General features: G+C 64.1%; 17 protein-coding genes. 11 read left to right on the forward strand and 6 right to left on the reverse strand.

All coding sequences use genetic code 11. The features are described 5' to 3' along the window. Positions 1-160 precede the first annotated feature (160 nt). Positions 161-562 carry an SRPBCC family protein gene (locus AB3X99_RS13255; protein WP_368617159.1) on the reverse strand — a complete coding sequence of 134 codons (402 nt, stop codon included), beginning with the start codon at positions 560-562 and terminating at the stop codon, positions 161-163. Positions 563-675: 113 nt separating this feature from the next. Then, positions 676-1,764 (reverse strand): DMT family transporter, encoded by a 1,089-nt coding sequence (locus AB3X99_RS13260; protein WP_342947315.1) that lies wholly within the window; start codon positions 1,762-1,764, stop codon positions 676-678. 298 nt (positions 1,765-2,062) lie between these two features. On the opposite strand from AB3X99_RS13260, the gene AB3X99_RS13265 reads away from it, so the two are divergent. The 11 genes from AB3X99_RS13265 (at position 2,063) to AB3X99_RS13315 (ending at position 15,268) form a co-directional block, all read left to right on the forward strand. Beyond that, positions 2,063-3,001 (forward strand): D-ribose ABC transporter substrate-binding protein, encoded by a 939-nt coding sequence (locus AB3X99_RS13265; RefSeq protein ID WP_069266464.1) that lies wholly within the window; start codon positions 2,063-2,065, stop codon positions 2,999-3,001. A gap of 82 nt (positions 3,002-3,083) precedes the next feature. Continuing rightward, positions 3,084-3,752 carry a DUF2291 family protein gene (locus tag AB3X99_RS13270; RefSeq protein WP_368617160.1) on the forward strand — a complete coding sequence of 223 codons (669 nt, stop codon included), beginning with the start codon at positions 3,084-3,086 and terminating at the stop codon, positions 3,750-3,752. Further along, entirely contained in the window at positions 3,749-5,311 is a 1,563-nt protein-coding gene (locus AB3X99_RS13275) for a sugar ABC transporter ATP-binding protein (protein WP_342947317.1), read from the forward strand. The genes AB3X99_RS13270 and AB3X99_RS13275 overlap by 4 nt, the downstream gene beginning before the upstream one ends. A gap of 63 nt (positions 5,312-5,374) precedes the next feature. Continuing rightward, the gene (locus tag AB3X99_RS13280; protein WP_069266467.1) at positions 5,375-6,442 is read left to right on the forward strand and encodes an ABC transporter permease; all 1,068 of its coding nucleotides are present in this window, start codon (positions 5,375-5,377) and stop codon (positions 6,440-6,442) included. Positions 6,443-6,445: 3 nt separating this feature from the next. Then, the gene (locus AB3X99_RS13285; protein WP_368617161.1) at positions 6,446-7,504 is read left to right on the forward strand and encodes a Gfo/Idh/MocA family protein; all 1,059 of its coding nucleotides are present in this window, start codon (positions 6,446-6,448) and stop codon (positions 7,502-7,504) included. Further along, complete coding sequence (locus tag AB3X99_RS13290) at positions 7,501-9,468, forward strand: hypothetical protein (protein ID WP_368617162.1); 1,968 nt, start codon at positions 7,501-7,503, stop codon at positions 9,466-9,468. The genes AB3X99_RS13285 and AB3X99_RS13290 overlap by 4 nt, the downstream gene beginning before the upstream one ends. A 141-nt stretch (positions 9,469-9,609) precedes the next feature. Next, positions 9,610-10,965, forward strand: a complete 1,356-nt coding sequence (locus AB3X99_RS13295) for an MFS transporter (protein ID WP_368617163.1) — start codon at positions 9,610-9,612, stop codon at positions 10,963-10,965. Between the two features lie 38 nt (positions 10,966-11,003). After that, complete coding sequence (locus AB3X99_RS13300) at positions 11,004-11,834, forward strand: phosphogluconate dehydrogenase C-terminal domain-containing protein (RefSeq protein WP_069266471.1); 831 nt, start codon at positions 11,004-11,006, stop codon at positions 11,832-11,834. A 20-nt stretch (positions 11,835-11,854) separates the two neighbouring features. Further along, positions 11,855-13,099, forward strand: coding sequence for a ribulose-bisphosphate carboxylase large subunit family protein (locus AB3X99_RS13305; RefSeq protein ID WP_368617164.1), 1,245 nt, complete (start codon positions 11,855-11,857; stop codon positions 13,097-13,099). 8 nt (positions 13,100-13,107) lie between these two features. Continuing rightward, the gene (oiaK, locus tag AB3X99_RS13310) at positions 13,108-14,487 is read left to right on the forward strand and encodes a 3-oxo-isoapionate kinase OiaK (protein WP_368617165.1); all 1,380 of its coding nucleotides are present in this window, start codon (positions 13,108-13,110) and stop codon (positions 14,485-14,487) included. Between the two features lie 73 nt (positions 14,488-14,560). Continuing rightward, positions 14,561-15,268 carry a transcriptional regulator NanR gene (locus AB3X99_RS13315; protein WP_069266474.1) on the forward strand — a complete coding sequence of 236 codons (708 nt, stop codon included), beginning with the start codon at positions 14,561-14,563 and terminating at the stop codon, positions 15,266-15,268. 37 nt (positions 15,269-15,305) lie between these two features. Here AB3X99_RS13315 and aspA read toward each other — a convergent pair whose 3' ends face one another. The 4 genes from aspA to AB3X99_RS13335 form a co-directional block, all read right to left on the reverse strand. Continuing rightward, entirely contained in the window at positions 15,306-16,724 is a 1,419-nt protein-coding gene (aspA, locus tag AB3X99_RS13320) for an aspartate ammonia-lyase (protein ID WP_368617166.1), read from the reverse strand. Positions 16,725-16,752: 28 nt separating this feature from the next. Continuing rightward, positions 16,753-18,219 (reverse strand): aspartate/glutamate racemase family protein, encoded by a 1,467-nt coding sequence (locus AB3X99_RS13325; RefSeq protein ID WP_368617167.1) that lies wholly within the window; start codon positions 18,217-18,219, stop codon positions 16,753-16,755. Beyond that, positions 18,216-19,511 carry a dicarboxylate/amino acid:cation symporter gene (locus AB3X99_RS13330; RefSeq protein ID WP_368617340.1) on the reverse strand — a complete coding sequence of 432 codons (1,296 nt, stop codon included), beginning with the start codon at positions 19,509-19,511 and terminating at the stop codon, positions 18,216-18,218. The genes AB3X99_RS13325 and AB3X99_RS13330 overlap by 4 nt, the downstream gene beginning before the upstream one ends. 182 nt (positions 19,512-19,693) lie before the next feature. Then, entirely contained in the window at positions 19,694-20,608 is a 915-nt protein-coding gene (locus AB3X99_RS13335; protein WP_368602245.1) for a LysR substrate-binding domain-containing protein, read from the reverse strand. Between the last annotated feature and the right edge of the window lie 23 nt (positions 20,609-20,631).

Consider the following 20,631-nt stretch of genomic DNA (forward strand, 5'->3'; position numbering starts at 1 on the left):
GTCAAGCCCGGCAACCGCAATCGAATTTGGCCCGCGCGGCCGCAAAAGAATCCGACCATTGCCATGAGCGACACCGGCCTCCAGGACGCGCGGCGCAGAAGCGCGGGCGGGCGTGCTGCGTCTTTTCAGACAGTAGACGACTTCCGCCCGGCCGCCACCCTCAACTCCGGGCCAGATTGCGCTGGAGCGCCGCGCAGCCCGCATCCGTGAGCGGCTCGACCATCTGGATCCGCTCGTCGGGCTTGAAGTCGCTGATCCAGACCACGCGGCAACGTTGGGGCGAATCGGATGAGTCCGGCATCACCTGAAGCGTCGCGTGATGATGCTCGAAGCGTCCGCCGCACACGGTGTAGGCGAGGCGCATGCGGGCATCGTCGACGCCGATCACGCGTTCCTCGATCACGGTGCCGTCGACGAACGTCACCCATCGCACGTCGTTTTCCATGCGCGCATTGGTCAGCACGCCGGCGAACACGCGATCGACGTTGGCGGGATCGCGCAGCGCGGCCCAGACATCTTGCGCCGAGGCTTCAACGGGAACGTCCCGGTAGACAGTAGCCATCGCACTTGTCTCCTTCGTTTTGTGTGACGAGTGCATCGTGCGCGTGCCACGCGCGGCGGTCCTGGGAAATCTTGACGCCGTTTGCGAGGGAAGCACCGCGACGCGTGCCGCCCTCAATGCGCGTGCCGATGGTGCACGTCGGGATAGTGCGCGTGACTATGCGTGATCGGCGCGTGACGGTGCGCATGCGTGTGCGGCTCCGAGCCGTCCCACGCGAAATCGTGCTCGTGCTGATGGTGTTCGTCGTGCCGGTGCGCGTGGGTGTGCTCGAGGGGTTCGTGCGTATGTGGGTGGTCGTGACGTTCGCGTACGTGCAGCCACACGCCGAACGCCATCAACGCGAGCGCGAGCCAGAAGGCCAGCGCCGGGCGCTCCGGCCACAGCAGCAGTGACAGCGCCACGCCGAAGAGCGGCGCCACGGAGAAATAGGCGCCGGTGCGCGCCGTCCCGAGATGGCGCAGCGAGACGACGAAGAGCACGAGGCTCACGCCATAGCCCGCGAAACCCACGGCCATGGCGCCGCTGACCGCCGGCCAGGCGGGCCAGTGCGCGCCCGCGGCGAGCGCAATGCCGATATTCACCGGCCCGGCCACGAGCCCCTTGGTGCAGGCCACGACCATCGCGTCGTTGGTGGAGACCTTGCGGGTGAGGTTGTTGTCGATGGCCCAGCACAGGCACGCGAGCGCGACGAGCAGCGCGCCGGGCGCGATGCCGGACACGGCGCCGGCATGCGCGCCGGGCCACGAGAGCAGCACGCCGCCCGCCACGATCGCCAGCATGCCTAGCGCGATCTGCGCGTCGAAGTTTTCGCGAAAACAGACCCAGGCGATGAGCGCCGTCAGCACGCCTTCGAGGTTCAGCAGCAGCGCGCTCGTGGCGGCGGGCGTGGTGTTCAGGCCGAGCATGAGCAGGGCGGGCGCCGCCACGCCGCCCGCGGCGATCGCACCGGCAAGCCATGGCAACTCGGCCAGGCGCAACGGGTCCTGTGCGGGCTCCTGCGTGGCGGCTGAATGGCTGCGGCGCGCCGACAAGCGGCGTAACACCAGGACGGCCGCGAGCCCCGAGCCGCTGCCGAGATAGAAGAGTCCCGCGAGCATGAACGGCGACACGCTGCCGAGCAGCGCCTTGGCGAGCGGGGTGGTGATGCCGAACAGGGCGGCCGCGAGGAGCGCCGTGAAGATGGTATGCCGATGGGACTTCATTGCAGGCCGGAAGCGGGAAGTGGAATAAAAAGCGTAGAAGGCGCGCGATGGGCGCGCAAGCGGGCCGCGCGCCGAGCGGGCCCTGGACCCATCAATCTTTAACCTGGGCAGGCGATAAGTGCCGATTCTGCCACTTGTGCGAGATGAGAGAAAACCCTGGATCTAAAAACATAGCGGAGTTCCTGCCTACTGGTATGATGACATCATGACGGCATAAGTGATGAGTGTTGAAAGGCAATCACGACCGTCAGCTGGTTGTAGTCAGACAAAGGCGTTTAACCAGACAGGAGACAGCATCATGAAGGCACCCAGGCGTTGGCTTGCGTCGACGTTGATGTCATTTGCGGTTCTCGGCACGGCGGGCGTCGCGCAAGCGGCCAATCTCATCGCCATCATCACCCCCTCTCACGACAATCCCTTCTTCAAGGCGGAAGCCGACACGGCGAACGCGCGCGCCAAGGCGCTCGGCTACGACACCATCGTGCTGGTCCATGACGACGACGCCAATAAGCAATCACAACTCATCGACACCGCCATCGCCCGCGGGGCGAAGGCGATCATTCTCGACAACGCCGGCTCGGAGGCGTCCATCGCCGCAGTCAAGAAGGCGAAGGACGCAAAAATTCCCGCGTTCCTGATCGATCGTGAAATCAACGCGACTGGCATCGCGATCTCACAGATTGTTTCGAATAACTACCAGGGTGCGCAGCTCGGCGCGCGCGCCTTCGTCAAGGCGATGGGCGAGAAAGGCAACTACGTGGAGCTCGTCGGCCGTGAGGCGGATATCAATGCCGGCATCCGCTCGAAGGGCTATCACGATGTGATCGACCAGTTTTCGAACATGAAGATGGTCGAGCGTCAATCGGCGAACTGGAGTCAGACTGAAGCCTATTCGGTAATGGAATCGATCCTGCAGAGTCACCCCGACATCAAGGGCGTGATAGCCGGCAACGACACCATGGCGATGGGCGCAACAGCCGCGTTGAAAGCTGCGAAGCGCAACGACATCATCGTGGTGGGCTTCGACGGCAGCAATGATGTGCGTGACGCGATCAAGCGTGGCGAGATCCGCGCGACGGTGTTGCAGCCAGCGGCCGAAGCGGCCAACGACGCGGTCGATCAGGCCGACAAGTATCTGAAGACCGGCGCGACGGGCAAACCCGAAAAGCAGCTCATCAACTGCTCGCTCATCACGAAGACGAACGCCAGCAAGCTCGACATGTTCGCCTTGCGTTAAGGCGCGCATCGGTAGCACAAGCATTGCACGAGCGGGGCGCGGCGCGCTCCGCAAGGACATCCGTAACCAGATGGGGTTATGCATGGGAGTGCTTCGGTACGCGGTCATTGCCGTGGTGGCCGCCGTGTTGGGTGGCGCGCTGCACGGTTGCAAGCTGGTGAAGAACAGCGACCTGCAGGGCTCGGGTGGATCGCACGACAACTACGCGTCGGCGGGCTACGACCCGAACGCCATGGTGGCGTCGATGTGGAGTACGAAGATCGTGCCCGACATCGAAAAGCGCGCAGTGGACTATCGGACGCTGCGCGATGCCATCAAGGCGGACCCCGACGCCGCCGGCCACAAGTACGGCTACCGCGGCAAGGACGATGGCGCGCCGTGGAACTTTCCGACCACGCTGCACGGCACGATCGTGGACGTGGACACACAGTCGAGTCAGGGCACCGTGGGCGTGGACGTCGACGGCAGCGGGCAGGCCAGCGTGATCGTCGACATCGGTCCGACGGTGCTCGGGACCACGCTGCGCGATTCGCTCGATTTCATTTCGTTCAGCAATTTCCGCAACCAGATCGAGTATGCGCAATTCGGCACGGCGCTCAATGCGTACGCGGCGAATCACGTCATGAAGCCGCTGCCGCGCAACGATCTCAAAGGCAAGCCGATTACGGTGACGGGTGCGTTCTCGTACGACTCGTCGAGCGACCAGCCGGAGATCGTACCGCTCGCGGTCACGGTCGGGGGCAAGTCATGACCGATGCCAGCAATGCCGACGTAATCCTCCAGGTCGAGGACGTCACCAAGGTCTATCCCGGCACGGTTGCACTGAAGGGTGTGAACTTCTCGGTGCGACGGGGCGCAGTCAATGTGCTCGTGGGCGAGAACGGCGCGGGAAAATCCACGCTCATGAAGATCATCGCGGGCGCGGAGCAGCCGACCAGCGGGAAGCTCGTGCTGGACGGCAAGCCAGTCGCACCGGCTAGCAGCGCAGAGGCACTACGCCTCGGCATCGGCATCGTCTTTCAGGAACTCAACCTGTTTCCGAACCTCACGATCGCCGAGAACATCTTCATCGCGCACGAAATCACGCGTGTCGGCATCGATATCGACGCCGACGCACAGCGCGAGAAAGTGCGCGAGTTGCTCGCGCGGCTCGAACTCGACCTCAGCCCCGACACGCTGGTCGAGGATCTGCGCATCGGGCAGCAGCAGCTCGTGGAGATCGCGAAGGCGCTCGCCCACGATGCGCGCGTGCTGATCCTCGACGAACCCACCTCGGCGCTCAGCGCGGCGGAAGTGGCCGTGCTGTTTCGCGTGATTGCGGAGCTGAAGGCGCAGGGCGTGTCGATCGTCTACATCTCGCACCGGCTCGAAGAACTGGTCAGGATCGGCGACTACATCACGGTGCTGCGCGACGGCCTCATCACGGGCCATCAGCCGATGGCGCAGATCGACGTGCCGTGGATCGTGCGGCAAATGGTGGGCCGCGAAACGAAGGACTTTTCGCGCCCCGTCGGCCACACGCGCGGCGCCGAGGTGCTGACGCTGCGCGACGTCACGCTGCCGCGCAAGGGCAGCGGCTTGCTCGTGGATCACGTCTCGCTGTCGCTTCACGCGGGCGAGATCGTCGGCATCTACGGACTGATGGGGGCGGGGCGCTCCGAACTGTTCGAATGCATTCTGGGCGTGCATGCGCACGCAACCGGCAGCGTGGTGCTCGACGGCAAGGCGCTCGACGGCAAGCCGATCGCGGGACGCGTCGTGCAGGGCCTTGCGCTCATTCCCGAGGACCGCAAGGCCGACGCGCTGCTGCCCATCATGTCGATTGGCGAGAACATGACGCTCTCGAGTCTCGCGGCACATGCGCGAGGTTTCCACATCGATCCGCGGCGCGAGCAGCGCTCGGTGCTCGATTACATTCGCAACCTCGCGATCAAGGTCGCCGATTGGCGGCTGCCGGTCAGTTCGCTCTCCGGCGGCAACCAGCAGAAGGTGGTGATCGCGCGTGCGCTGATGACCACGCCAAAGGTGCTGCTGATGGACGAGCCCAGCCGCGGCATCGACGTCGGCGCGAAGGCGGACATTTTCAAGGTCATGCGCGACCTGGCCGGCCGGGGACTGGGCGTGCTGTTCGTGACGTCCGATCTCGAAGAGGTGATGGCCTTGTCCGATCGCATTCTCGTGATGTCGAACGGCCGTGTCACTGCTGAATTCGATGCCGCCGACGCTACGCAGGACGCGCTCGTCGCCGCCTCCGCAGTCGGGCACAGGACGGCGCATGCCACCCATGCTGCGCACGAACAGGCGGCCTGAGCAAGCGCGTTCAACGGTCGTCACGGTTCCAACGTTTAGCCTGCATTCATCTGGAGAGCATTCATGTCGCTGGCCATCAAGAGCACGGCACCCGGAGCGAGCTTCAGCGAGGCGCCGCTGCTCCTGCTGCTGAAGCTGCGTACGTTCATCGCATTGTTCGCGGTCGTGGTTTTCTTTTCGTTCGCCGCCCATAACTTTCTGAGCATCGAGAACCTGCTCATCATGTCGCGGCACGTCGCGCTCAACGCCTTTCTCGCGATCGGCATGACGTTCGTGATCGTGGCGGGCGGCATCGACCTTTCGGTGGGCTCGGTCGTGGGGCTCACGGGCATGGTGGCGGGCGGGCTCATCCTCAAGGGCATTCCCATCGGCAGCGAGTACACGCTCTTTCTGAGCGTGCCCGCCGTGATCGTCGTGGCGCTGATCGTGGGCGTGCTGGTAGGCGCGATCAACGGCTTGCTCATCACCCGGCTGAACGTCGCGCCGTTCATCGCGACGCTCGGCACGCTCTATATCGCGCGAGGCGCAGCGTTGCTGTCCTCGGGCGGCGAGACCTTCCCGAACCTCACGGGCAATCCCGCCTACGGTACCAGCGGCTTTCCGGTTCTCGGCAGCGCGACGATACTCGGCATTCCGCTCACGGTATGGTTGCTGGTCGTGGTGGGCGTGGTCGCCGCGTACATTGCTGCGCGCACGCCGCTCGGCCGGCAGATCTATGCGGTTGGCGCCAACGAGCGCGCCGCCCAGCTCTCGGGTGTGCGCGTGAATCGCGTGAAGATGTTCGTGTATATGTTTTCCGGTTTCTGCGCGGCGATCGTCGGGTTGATCATTTCATCGGAACTGGTCGCTTCGCACCCCATGAGCGGCGAGACATTCGAACTCAACGCGATCGCGGCGGCCGTGCTGGGCGGCACGTCGATGTCGGGCGGACGCGGCAAGATCGGCGGCACCATCGTCGGTGCGTTCGTGATCGGCATGCTTTCGGACGGGCTCGTGATGATGGGCGTGAGTTCGTTCTGGCAAACGGTGATCAAGGGCGTCGTCATCGTGGCGGCGGTGGTCGTCGACCAGATCCAGCGGCGCGCGCAGCAGCGCTTTGCGCTACAAAAGCAGGCCGCAACGGGGGCGTGACCGATGAGTGTGACCACGAGTGCAACACCTGCGCAATTGAAGGGCGCGTTGATCGGCTGCGGATTCTTCTCGCTCAATCATCTGCATGCGTGGCAGGACGTCGACGGCGCACGGATCGTCGCGCTGTGTGACGCGAACCGTACGCGCCTCGACGAAGTCGGCGACAGGTTTGGCATCGAACGGCGTTACACGGACGCGGCCACGATGCTGCGTGAAGAGCGGCTCGATTTCGTCGATATCGCGACCACCGTGCCGAGTCACCGCGCGCTCGTGGAGCTTGCGGCGGCGGCCGGCGTGGCGACGATTTGCCAGAAGCCGTTCGCTTCCTCGCTCACCGATGCGCGCGCTATGGTTCAAACGTGCCACGAGGCCGGCGTGCCACTGATGGTTCACGAAAACTTTCGCTGGCAGAGCGCGATCCAGGCCGTGGGAAGGGTGCTGCGCGAGGGGGCGATCGGGCAGCCGTTCTGGGGGCGCGTGTCGTTTCGTTCGGCATACGATGTGTTTAGCGGCCAGCCCTATCTGGCGCAGGGCGAGCGCTTTATCGTCGAAGATCTCGGCATCCACATTCTCGACGTCGCGCGCTTCCTGTTCGGCGACGTGGCGCGCGTGAGCGCCACGACCGCGCGCGTGAATCCCTCGATTCGCGGCGAGGACGTCGCGACGATCCTGCTCGCGCATGAAAACGGCATGAGCAGCGTGGTGGATTGCAGCTACGCGACGCGGTTGCCGCGCGAGCTCTTTCCGCAGACGCTCATCGAAGTCGACGGCGCCGAGGGTTCTCTGCGGCTCTTTGCCGACTACCAGCTGCAGATCCACACGCGAGCAGGTTCCGAGCTGCGCAACGTCGCACCGCGTGCGCTCTCGTGGACGAGCGAGCCCTGGGTGGCGATCCAGGGCAGCGTGTTCAGCATCCAGTCGCACTGGGTGGATTGCCTGCGGCGCGGCGTCGAGCCGGCCACGAGCGGTAGCGATAATCTGCGCACGCTGGAGCTTGTGGAGGCCACGTATCATTCGGCGCGCGAGCGGCGCAGCGTCGTGCCGGGAGAGGCGGCGTCATGAGCAATGGTATGAGCAACGCGATCTACTACGGCACGCAGCAGCCGGTGACCCCGGGGCGCCGCCTCGAAGCGGGACCGTGGTCGGCGTGGCTGATCGACGGCGCATTGCATGACATCCGCTATCAAGGCACCGAAGTCATACGCGGCGTGTCATTTCTCGTGCGGGACAAGGACTGGGGCACGTGCCGCCCCGACATCGAACGCATCGATGTCGAAGAGACGGCGGGCGGCTTTCACGTTGCGTACGACGCGCGCTGTGCGAATCCGGAAGGACACGCACTCAGCTATGCGCTTGCCATGGCGTGTTCAGCCAACGGCGCCCTCACGTTTCGTTGTGACGTCACCGCGCATGCCGATTTTCTGGCGGCCCGCTGCGGATTTTGCGTGCTCCATCCCATCGACGGCGTAGCCGGTGCGCCCGCGCGCGTGGAGCACGGCGACGGCAGTCGTGAAAGCGCGGCCTTCCCGGCACTGATCGATCCGTGGCAGCCCTTCAAGGACATCGCGGCAATCGAACATGATCTGTCGAATGGATTGACGGTGCGTTGCACCTTCACGGGCGACGTGTTCGAGATGGAAGACCAGCGCAACTGGTCCGATGCTTCGTTCAAGACCTATTCACGCCCGCTTGAACTGCCGTGGCCCTATACGCTGGAAAAGGGCGCAGCGTTCGCGCAGACGGTGACGCTAAGCGTGGCCGGTACGCGTCAGGCGACGGGGAAAGCAGAAGCCACACGAGAGGCGCGTGCCGACAAGATCGAAATCGCTTCTGGCAATCTCGGGCAGCACGAAACCATGCCGGCGATCGGCGTAGCCATTGCCACACACGACGCCGCAGCGGCGCTCGCGAATCTCGTGTTGCTTGCAGAACTCGGGCCGCAGCAATTGACGCTGAGCTACGACCCGCTTGCGGGCGATGGCGTGGCCGAGCTTGAACGCTTTGCACAGTTGCAGCGCGAAAGCGGCGTGGCAGCCGTGCTGGAGTTTGCCTTGCCCGGTATCGAGGCGCCGCATGTGGAACTCTCGTGCCTCGCCGCCCAGATCGACCAGGCGGGCCTCGCCTTGACGGGCATCGTGGTGAGCCCGGCCGTGCATCGGCAGTCGAACCCGCCGGGCAGCGTGAGCCCGCCGTGTCCCGCGCTCGACGAAGTCTATCGCGAGGCGCGCCGTGCGTTCCCCAGGCTACGCCTTGGCGGCGGCATGCTGAGCTACTTCACGGAGCTGAACCGCAAGCGGCCGCCGCTCGACCTGGTCGACTGGGTCACCCATGCGACGTGTCCCATCGTGCACGCCGCCGACGACCGCAGTGTGATGCAGACGCTCGAGACCATTCCCGACATCACGCGCTCTTGCCGCGCGCTGATCGGTGGGCAGCCCTACGCGATCGGGCCGGTCTCGATCGGCATGCGACAGAACCCATACGGTTCGCGCGTGATGCCGAATCCCGGAGGCGAACGCGTGGCCATGGCCGCCAACGACCCGCGCCAGCGCGCGTTATTCGGTGCCGCCTGGCTCGCCGGATATGCGGCCGCGCTCGAAGGCGCGGGAATCGAAACGCTCACGCTCGGTGCCTTGACAGGGCCGCGCGGGCTTGCCGATGTGGAAGGCCACACGCCCGCGCGCTATCCGGTTCTCGATGTCGCGAAGGCATTGGCTCGTATGGCGGGAGCGTCGCGCCTGCACGTCACGCGAAGCGGCCATGTCGCCCGTATCGCGTGCCTCGCAGGACGCCACGCCGACGGCGCGATCGAACTCGTGCTGGCCAATCTGACGAGCGAGCCACGCGAGGTTCAGCTCGAATTCGACGAGGCGATACCCACATCGCTGCAGGCGACGAGCCTCGACGAATGCACGTTGGGCGGGGGGGCCGACGCACCCGGGCCATGGACGCTGTCGCCCGGTGTTGCGATGACGCTGCGGCCGTTTGCCTGTGTGTTCGCCTCTTCGCGCGCGGTGTTGACGTAGCGTCCGCGGCGCATAAGCGCCGCGGCGTACAGGCATGTCGGTGGAAATACCAGGTGTAGTCGTTCCGTCAAGATGGTCTACTCATCATACCAGCACATATGATCTGTTAATCAGCATCGGATCACTCGCGGGAGCAAACGCATGCAAGCCGTTTCAGGTAAAGCCGAATCCGCTTTCGAACGTCCGACGATCCGCAAGGTCTCGCTGCGCCTCGTGCCGTTCGTCGCCTTGATGTTCTTCATCAACTTCCTTGACCGCACCGCGATCTCGTTTGCCGGCCCGAACGGCATGGCGCACGACCTCGGTCTCGACGCGGCGCAGTTCGGATTCGCGGCGGGCGTGTTCTTCATCGGCTACATCTTTCTCGAAGTGCCGAGCAACCTGGCGCTGCATCGCTACGGCGCGCGCCGCTGGCTCGCGCGCATCATGGTGACGTGGGGCGTGGTCGCGCTCCTGCTTGCGTGGGTCAACAGCGCGACCTCGCTCTACGTGCTGCGTTTCCTGCTGGGCGTGGCGGAAGCGGGCTTTTTCCCCGGCGCGATCCTCTTTCTCAGCAACTGGGTGCCGCAGCGCCATCGCAGCCATATCCTCGCGCTGTTCTATCTCGCGCAGCCGCTCACCATCGTGATCGGTGCGCCGTTCGCCGCGCTGCTCATCGGGGCGCATGGGTGGTTCGGGCTCGCGGGGTGGCGCGTGATGTTCATCGGCGTGGCCTTGCCGGCCATCGTGGTGGGCGTGATCGCATGGTTCTATCTGAGCGACCGTCCCTCGCAGGCGCGCTGGCTCACACGCGACGAACAGGCGTGGCTCAACGCGGAACTCGAAGCGGAGGCGCGCACGAAAGAAGCGGGCGCGATGCGTCACGGCGCGCATGCGGGGGCGGCCCTGCTGAGCCCTCGCGTGTGGATGTTTTCGCTGATGTACTTCGGGCTCGTCTACGGCCTCTATGCGCTCGCGTTTTTCCTGCCGACCATCATCGGCGGATTCGAAGGGCAGTTCGGCACGCACTTCAACGTGTTCCAGAAGGGGCTCATTACGGCCATTCCGTATCTGCCCGCCGCCATCGCGCTCTTCGTCTGGAGCCGCGACGCCACGCGTCGCGGCGTGCGCGGCTGGCACGTCGGGATTCCCGCGCTTGTTGGCGCGCTGAGCATTCCGGTCACGCTCTACATGAAGTCGCCGGCAGCAAGCATTGCCGTCATCACGGTGACGGCCTGCGCCGTGTTCGCCGCGCTGCCGTGCTTCTGGACGCTGCCGGCCCGCTCGCTCTCGGGCGCGGGCGCCGCTGCGGGCATCGCGCTCATCAACACGGTCGGCAATGTGGCGGGCTTCGTCGCGCCTTACGTGACGGGCGCCATGCACGATGCAACCGGCTCTTACCACGCGCCGATGTTCGTCGTCGGCGCCTTGATGCTGCTGAGCGCCGTGCTCGCGCTGGCCTTTGCCCGCGAGCCGCGCGCATCGCGTGAGCGCGAGCACGCGCTCGCCGCGAATTGATCGAAGCTGGACTCACGGACCTGGCAAGGAGGATGAACATGAAAGAGAAAATTGCGCTCTTTGGCGCCGGCGGAAAGATGGGCTTTCGCCTTTCGGGCAACTTGCAGAAGTCGGACTATCGCGTGGCGCACGTGGAAGTCGGCGAAGCGGGGCGCAAGCGCCTCAAGGATGAACTGAACATAGAGTGCGTGTCGGTCGAAGCGGCGCTCGACGGCGCGCAGGTCGTCATCCTCGCCGTGCCCGATACGCTGATCGGCAAGCTGAGCCACGAAATCTCGCCCATGCTGAAGGCCGGCACGATGGTGATGACGCTCGACGCCGCCGCGCCGTTTGCGGGCCATCTGCCGGAGCGGCCCGATCTCACGTACTTCGTTGCACATCCGTGCCATCCGATCATCTTTAACTACGATGTCGATGAAAAGTCGCTTCACGATCATTTCGGCGGCGCATACGCCAAGCAGTCGATCACGAGCGCGCTGATGCAGGGACCGGACTCGGCGTTCGATCTCGGCGAGGATGTGGCGAAAACGATCTACGCGCCGATTCTGCGCTCGTATCGCCTGAGCGTGGATCAGATGGCCATGCTCGAGCCGGGTCTCTCCGAAACGGTCTGCGCGACGCTGCTGTACGTGATGCGCGAAGCGATGGACGAGACCATCCAGCGCGGTGTGCCCAGGGAAGCCGCGCGCGACTTCCTGCTCGGCCACATGAACATCCTGAGCGCGGTGATCTTCAACGAGATACCCGGCGCGTTCTCCGACGCCTGCAACAAGGCGATCGAATTCGGCAAGCCGCGCCTCATGCGCGACGACTGGAAGGGCGTATTCGACCGCGCCGAGATCGCCGAGAGCATTCGCCGCATCACCTGACCCGAAACAGGAATCGCACCGTGACCGAACGTATTCACGCGACTTACTGGCTGGAAACCGGCGATGATCCGCGGCGTGCCGCCGACGTCATCGCCGGAGAGCAGTCGAGCGGCACTTTCGTCGCACTGCCAAACGAAACACCGGAGCTGAAGGCGCGCTCGGGCGCGCGGGTCGAGCGCCTCGACGTGCTGGAAACCGTGGACGCGCCGAGCCTGCCCGGCGGGATGCGCTCAGACGCATACACGCGCTGTACGCTCGAACTCTCGTGGCCGATGGAGAATTTCGGCGCGTCGCTGCCGAACCTGATGTCGACCTTTGCAGGCAACCTGTTCGAGCTGCGCCAGGTGTCGGGCCTGAGGCTCACCGGGCTGCGACTGCCTGAGTCGTTCGCGGCGGCCTATCCAGGGCCGGCGTTCGGCATCGAAGGCACGCGGCGGCTCACGGGCGTGGCGCACGGTCCGCTGATCGGCACGATCATCAAGCCGAGCGTGGGGCTTTCGCCCGAGGAAACCGCGCAGCAGGTGCGCGAGCTCGTGGAGGGCGGCATCGACTTTATCAAGGATGACGAACTACAGGCCGACGGCTCCCATTGTCCCTTCGACGAACGCGTGAAGGCCGTGATGCGCGTCGTGAACGACCATGCCGATCGCACCGGCAAGAAGGCGATGGTGGCGTTCAATCTCACGGGCGACCTCGACCAGATGCGCCGGCGCCACGATCTCGTGCTCGCGCATGGCGGAACGTGCGTGATGGCCGTGCTCAATTCCGTGGGTATCGTGGGCCTGCATGAATTGCGGCGGCATTCGCAGTTGCCGATCCACGCGCATCGGGCGGGCTGGGGCTACCTCTCGCGCAGTCCGGCGCTCGGTTGGGACTACGCGCCGTGGCAGATGATCTGGCGTCTCGCCGGAGCGGACCACATGCACGTGAACGGCCTGCGCAACAAGTTCAGCGAACCCGACGACAGCGTGATCGCTGCGGCGCGCGCCGTGCTCGCACCGGTGATGGCGAGCGCCCCCATGCCGGCCATGCCTGTTTTCAGCTCGGGGCAGACCGGCCTGCAGGCCGCCGATACCTACGCTGCACTCGGCTGCGCCGATCTCATCCATACGGCGGGCGGCGGCATCTTCGGTCACCCGCAGGGTGTGGCCGCAGGCGTCGATGCGTTGCGCGAAGCCTGGTGCGCCGCCATCGAAGGCGTGCCGCTGGAGCAGCATGCGCAGAGGCATCCGTCATTGCGTGCGGCGCTCGGCTTCTGGAAGTGAGCAACGGGATGGCTGAAACAAACAACGCGTCCCTGCCCGAGGGCCTGCTACTCGCGTATTACGGCGACGACTTCACGGGGTCGACCGATGCGATGGAGGCCATGACGGCCGCGGGCATCCCCACCATCCTGTTTCTCGACACGCCAACGCCCGAGGCGCTCGCGCGCTTTCCCGAGGCGCGCTGCGTGGGTATCGCGGGATCGTCGCGCGGGCGCAGTGCCGCGTGGATGCGCGAAGCGCTGCCGCAAGCGTTCGCGAGCCTCGCCGCGCTCGGCGCGCCGGTGCTGCAGTACAAGGTGTGTTCCACGTTCGATTCGTCGCCCGAGGTGGGTTCGATTGGCGCCGCGGTCGACATCGGCACGCAGTACATGCCGGGAGACTGGTCGCCGATGGTGATCGGCGCACCGCGCCTGAAACGCTATCAAGTGTTCGGCAACCTCTTCGCAGCCGTCGATGGCGTCGGCTATCGCCTCGACCGTCATCCGACGATGTCGCGCCACCCCGTGACGCCGATGGACGAAGCGGATCTACGCCGCCATCTCGCGCGGCAGACGTCGCGCCGCATCGAACTCATCGACATGCTTCAGTTGCGCGCCGGGGACGGTGCCTCACGCGTGGGCATGCTATCGGCGGAGGATACCCCCGTCGTGCTGATCGATGTGCTCGACGACGAAACGTTGGCAGAAGCGGGCCGCCTCGTTTGGGAAGCGCGCGGCGAAGGGGTGTTCACGGCTTCGTCATCGGGCCTCCAGTACGCGCTTGCCGCGTACTGGCGCTCGCGAGGCTGGCTGCCCGCTGCGCCGTCGTTGCCCGCGGCGAGCCCGGTCGATGCGATCGGCGTGGTGAGCGGCAGTTGTTCGCCGGTCACCGCGGCGCAGATTGGCTGGGCGCGTCAGCACGGTTTTCACGTGGATCGGCTCGACCTCGCGCGTGCCCTCGATCCGCAAGCGGGCCCCGCTGAAATCGAACGGGCCGCAGGTGCCGCTACGCAAGCCATCATCAGCGGAAGCAGCGCCGTCGTCCACAGCGCGGAGGGCCCGGACGACCCGGTCGTGCGCGGCTTCGACGAGATCGCGCGGCGCTGCGGACGCACGCGTCAGGACGCCGCCCGCGAAGTAGGCCGCGCGCTCGCGGCGGTGATGCGGCGCATGCTCGATCGCACCGGCGTCACGCGCGTGGTCGTTGCGGGTGGTGACAGTTCGGGCGAGGTCGCCGGCGCGCTGGGCATCGACGCGCTCAGCGTGACGGCGGGCGTGGCGCCCGGTGCGCCGCTGTGCAGAGCGTGGTCGAGCGCTGCTGCGCGCGACGGCCTCGAAATCGTGCTCAAGGGCGGACAGATCGGCCAGGCCGACTTCTTTGGCGCCGTGCGCGAAGGGCAGGCGAAGTGATCCAGCGGTGACGTGGTGGCCGGCGGCGTGGTGTGGTATTGTCATTACACCAGACGTTTACAGTACCACTGCAATGGGCGAGATCATTCCACGTCGCAAGCTATATCAGGAAGTCGTCGATCGACTCATGGAACGCATTCGTGCGGGCGAGATCGCGCCCGGCGCGCAGTTACCGTCCGAGCGCGAGCTGATGGAGATATACGGCGTCGGGCGGCCGGCGGTGCGCGAAGCACTGCAGGCGCTGGAGCGTTCCGGCATCGTCGAGATCGTGCATGGGGAGCGCGCCCGCGTGGTCGTGCCGACCGCAGACCGCCTGATTGCCCAGATCGCTGGCGGCGCGCTGCATCTGCTGCGCACCCAACCGGACATGCTCGAGCACCTCAAGCACGCGCGGCTTTTTCTCGAAACCGGCACCGCACGCATGGCGGCCGAGCGGGCCACGGAAGAAGACGTCGCACGGCTTCAGTTGAGCGTGGCGCAGCATCGCGCGTCCATGGTCAATCTCGCGGAATTCATCGAGAGGGACATGGCGTTCCACCGCGAAATTGCGAAGATCAGCGGCAACCCGATTTTTCCCTCGATCGTGGAGTCGCTGTTCCGCTGGGCGGGCGAATACTACCAGCCGCTCGTGCGCGCGCCGGGCGTCGAGGAACTCACACTCACCGAGCATCAACGCATCGTCGATGCGATCGCCGCCCGTGACGGCGACGCCGCCGAGGCGGCGATGCGCGCCCATCTTACGCGCGCCAACGAACTCTACCGTACGCAAGGCCGCAACTAGAATACGCTGGCGGTGTTCGCCTGGCGGCGTACGCTAACTACGCAAGCGGCAGGTGATGCCTCGGCTGCGTCAGCATCGTGGGCTTGAGAATGTCTTCGAGTTGCGCCCGCGTGAGCAAGCCTCTCTCGACGACAATATCGGCGACGCTCCTTCCCGATACGAGCGCTTCCTGGGCTACCTGGGTCGCATTCGTATAGCCGATGTACGGATTCAGCGCAGTCACGATGCCGATGGAATTTTCAACGAGCGAACGAAGCCGCTCGCGATTGGCCGTGATGCCGTCGACACACCTCGATGCCAGGGTCAGACATCCCGCACGCAGGTGCGCAACGCTCTTGAACAGGCTGTGCGCAATGACCGGCTCGAACGCATTCAACTGCAATTGACCGGCCTCCGCAGCAAAGCTGACCGTCACGTCATTGCCGATGACTTCGAAAGCGATCTGGTTCACGACCTCCGGAATGACCGGATTGACCTTGCCCGGCATGATGCTGGAGCCCGCCTGAACCGGCGGCAGGTTGATTTCACCAAGGCCTGCGCGCGGGCCGCTCGAAAGCAGGCGAAGGTCATTGCAGGTCTTCGAGAGCTTGACCGCCACGCGCTTGAGCACGCCCGACAGTTGCACGAACGAGCCGACGTCCTGCGTCGCCTCCACGAGATTGGGCGACGTCGTCACAGGGATACCGGTGACACTGGCCAAATGGCGGCAGACGAGCGGCGCATAGTCGGGCGACGTATTGATGCCCGTGCCGATCGCCGTGGCGCCCAGGTTGATTTCGCAAATCAGTTTCGACGCTTCCCGTAGACGTTCCTGATCTTCTTCGAGCATGACCGCAAAGGTGCTGAACTCTTGTCCCAGGGTCATGGGGACCGCGTCCTGCAACTGGGTTCGCCCCATCTTCAGATCGTCGTGAAACTCCACTGCCTTCCGTTCGAACGACGCGCGCAGGACACCCATCGCATCGACCAGTTGCGCGATGCCCATATACGTGGCGATTTTCAGTGCAGTCGGGTAAACGTCGTTGGTGCTTTGCCCCAGATTCACATCTTCGTTTGGGTGCAGTACCGCGTAGTCTCCTCGTTCGTGGCCAAGATGTTCGAGCGCGAGATTGGCGATCACCTCGTTCGCGTTCATGTTGGTCGACGTGCCGGCGCCGCCCTGAATCACGTCGACGACGAATTGGTCGTGCGCAATCCCCTCACGAATCTGCTGGCACGCGTGAACGATGGCCTTCATCTTGTGCTCGGGGAGCAGCCGTAATTCGCAGTTCGCAATCGCCGCGGCTTCTTTCACAAACGCCAGGGCGTTGACCAGATTCGGATAAGTCGAGATTGGAATGCCGGTAATCGCGAAATTGGCGAGCGCACGAAGCGTATGGACTCCGTAATAGACTTCATTGGGCACGGCGAGGTCGCCGAGAAGATCGTGTTCGATGCGTTCAGAACGATTGGACATTGCTTTGCTCCGTTGGAGAGTATTCGGGTCAAGCGAGGGTCGCGTCGGCCGACAATGCGTACGCGATGCATCGTCGCGCGAGAACGTCGGTGGGATCAACCAGCCTGACGCGCGCGCCGCCGCTGCCCACGAATTCACTCCCGGTCAAAAGGAGCGGGAGTTCGGTGCACCCAAGGACGACGACTTCAACGCCTTCGGCAATCAGTCCTTCCATCGCGGCGGCGATGTCCTCCTGACACTGCCCCGTCGTCAATCCCGCCTTGACGCCATGTTTGCCGTAGATGGCTTCCATCACGCGCTCCTGTAGCGCAGGGGAGGGCACGACCTGACGAAGATCCTGCGATTCCAGCGCCTTTCGATAGACCCCGCTCTCGATCGTGCCCGATGTCGCTAGCACACCGACATCACGAAGCGCCGGATACGTCGTGCGCAGATAGCCAACCGTGACCGTCAACATGTTCACAATCGGAATGTTGAGGTACGGCTGGATCCGCTCGACGAATGCATGCGCGGTGTTGCACGGAATCGCGATGATGTCCGCGCCGCCGTCTTCGAGCCGCTTGCACGTCGCGTACAGCGAGACCGTCGGGTCCGCGCCGTCACCAATCAGATTATCGGTGCGATCCGGAATCTGCGGGTTTTGTTCGACCAGCAGCTTGATGTGGTCCTGGTCGCGCGTGGCGCGTGTATTGCGGACAATCTTCTGCAGAAAATCGACCGTCGCCGCGGGGCCCACGCCGCCCACGACCCCAACCTTGAAGGCGTGCGACGGCGAACCGTAACCACCAGAGACGACGTACTGCGCATACGCGAGGTTGGCATCGACGAGCGGCACGCCCAGCGGGCCGATTTCGTCCGCGACCAGGGCGATTTCCGTCATGCCGGGCACGATCACCTGGGCGCCTTGCGCGATCAGATCGCGGCAAGCCTCGCGCAGCAGTTCGACCGGACGCCCGCGCAGGTTGCCACTCTTGATGCCGTCCGATCCATATACCGCTTCCGTGACCGGATCGAATTCTTCGTGGCATCGGGGGTGGATGACTTCGAACTCGGGGGGCGCAAAGTACCGTTCAAACAAGCGCTTTTCCCGCGTGTAGTCGGAGGCGAGTATGCCGATACGGCTTGCGCCCGGGAACTTGCGCCGAACATGGCTGCGAACCGCCTCGATCATGTCCACGATCTGCAAGCGCGTGTTCGCGCGCAGTTCGTCGATGAAGGTGTGACTGAGAAAGCACGGCAGCACGACCGTTGTTACGCCGCGCTTCTCGAAGTCCCGGATCATCTCGAAGATATAGAGCTTGCGTTCCGTCGTCGCGGTGCTTCCGGAGCCCGAGTTGGGAAAAGGCGACTGCTGAAAGATTGCGTCGAAGTGCTCGGCATCAGTCGATGCGGGCGTCGCCTTCACCAGTTTGAAGAAGACATCTGCGCTTGCCAGCGGCCCCAGGCCGCCGACAATACCGAACTTGGGCTTGTGGCCGGCGACATCGGAAGTCATTTCGCTCCACCTTGCGCCGGACCGAAAATCTGTTCGCCATCCTCAACGAAGTCGGAAGCCTTGCTCTCGCGAGCACCTTCCCATTTCGCGATCACGGCGGTCGCCACGCTGTTGCCGATCACATTGGTCATCGTGCGGCCCATGTCGAGGATCTGGTCGATCGCAAGCACCATGGCGACCCCTTCGACCGGCAAATGGAACATCGGCGCCACTGCCGCAACCACCACCACCGAGCCCCGCGGAACGCTGGCCATGCCCTTGCTGCTGAGCATCAGTACGAGCAGCATGAAGAATTGCTGCGAGATCGGCATGTCGACCCCGAACGCCTGGGCGATAAAGATGGCCGCAAACGCCTGATACATCATCGAGCCGTCCAGATTGAACGCATAGCCCAACGGCAGCGTGAAGCCGACGACTTTCTTGTCGACGCCAAAGCGCTCCAGCTGCTCGGTCAGCCGCGGATAGGCCGCCTCGCTGCTCGCCGTCGCAAACGCGATCATCGCGGGTTCACGCACTGCCTTGAGCAACGCGCCGACATCACGGCCGAGGAACAGATAGCCGACGAAAACCAGGATCGCCCACAGCACGACCAGCCCCAGATAGAAGGAGCCAATCAGCTTGCCATACGTGTAGATGACGTCGAGGCCGCGCAGCGTCACCGCCGAAGCGATCGCACCGAACACGCCGAACGGCGCCGCACGCATGACGTAGTTCGTCACGCGCAGCATGACGGGCACCATGCCTTCAATGATCTCGATCACGACCTTGACGCGCGCGTCACGCTTTGTTGCGCTCAGACCCAGGCCGAGGAAGACAGAGAAGACCAGGATCTGCAGGATATCGTTACGCGCCATGGCGTCGAGCAGGCTGGTCGGAAAGGCGTGGGTCAGGACGTCCCTGAAGTTCAGCGCCGAGGTATTCAGGCCGGTATCGACTTCACCTGTACCCGCCACCATGTGCAGGCCGGCCCCCGGGTGCAGGAGATTGGCGAAGACGAGGCCTACCGTAAGCGAAATCAGCGATGCGCAAACGAACCAGCCCACCGAACGCAAACCGATGCGGCCGACGTCCTGGCCGCTGTCCATGCCGGCGAGGCCCGACACCAGCGTGACGAACACCAGTGGCGCGATGATCATCTTGATGAGACGCAGGAAGATGTCCGTGATGATCGAGAAGTATCCTGCAATGGCTTTGAGTGTCGCCGGGTCAGATGTGCTGGCGTGGCACGCGTAGCCCGCAATGACGCCCAGTATCATGCCAACGGCAATATAAACGGTGAGGCGATTTTTCATTTCCGTCTGTCCTTGAGTGACACAAGGTGGTCGAGACATGACCGGTGTACGTTGAGAGACGCCTGGAGCGAGATCGACTGCGACCTCGGTCAAGCGTTGGGAGGCATATTAGGGGTGCCAAAGGAAGCGATGATGCTGTTGTTGCATGTGCATATGCGAATTTTGCATAACGCGGGAAAACCCTAGACGCCGGTCTGTAGAACTGCGCGAAGATGCTGCCAGAGCGTATCGAGAAACTCGCTGCGATTCGAAGCGTCGCGGTAGACGCGCAACTCGATATCCAGATTCCAGTGCGTCGGGCCTGCGGGGACCAGTTCACCCGCCTCCAGTTCCGCGGCTATCGCGCTCTTTGGCAGCCATGCCATCCCTTCGCCTTCCATGACCATTTTTTTGAGCACCTCGGCCATGTCCGATTCATAGTGAAGCAACAAGGAAGGCGCAGAGGGCGCTCGAGCGAGCAGCACCGCAAGGCAGCGGCCAAAATAACTCGTTTCCGTGTATGAAATGTGAGGCAATGGCTGTTTTGCTGTTCCGGGCAGTCGATACGTCGGCGCGGAACGCAGGTTCGGCCTGCTGGCAGGCATGAGCGTGTCGATACCCACAGTGAGATGCTGATACCTCGCGGGATCGAGATGCAAGGGCAGTTCAGGGTGGTGGTAGGCGAACATCAGTTCGCAGTTGCCATTCACGAGCGACAGGATCGAGTCGTGCACATTGGCCGGTACCACGCGCGCGCGCACGTCCCCGAAGTGGGCGGAAAGCGCCTTGAGCCACGCAGGCAGAAAATTCAGCGCGATGGTGTGGCCGGCGGCAATCTGGAGGCTCTTGCCGCCGATCCGTTTTTCAGTCCGGATGATGGCGCGTGTATCGAAGAGTTTGTTCAGGATATCTTCAGCGACTTCGCGGAAGAGTTGACCTGCGGGCGTCAGCACGGGAGGGAAGCTGCTGCGATCGATCAGTTCCGCCCCGACCCATTGCTCCAGCGATTGAATGCGCCGGCTGAATCCGGACTGGGTCACATTGCGGAACTCCGCAGCGCGTGAAAAGCTCTGGTATTGAGCAAGGGCGATGAAGTCCTCGACCCACTTGATTTCCATACGTATGGCCCGCCTTCTGGGAC

Origin of the sequence: Paraburkholderia sp. BR10882 (assembly GCF_040948855.1) — a bacterium.
GTDB lineage: Bacteria > Pseudomonadota > Gammaproteobacteria > Burkholderiales > Burkholderiaceae > Paraburkholderia > Paraburkholderia nodosa_A.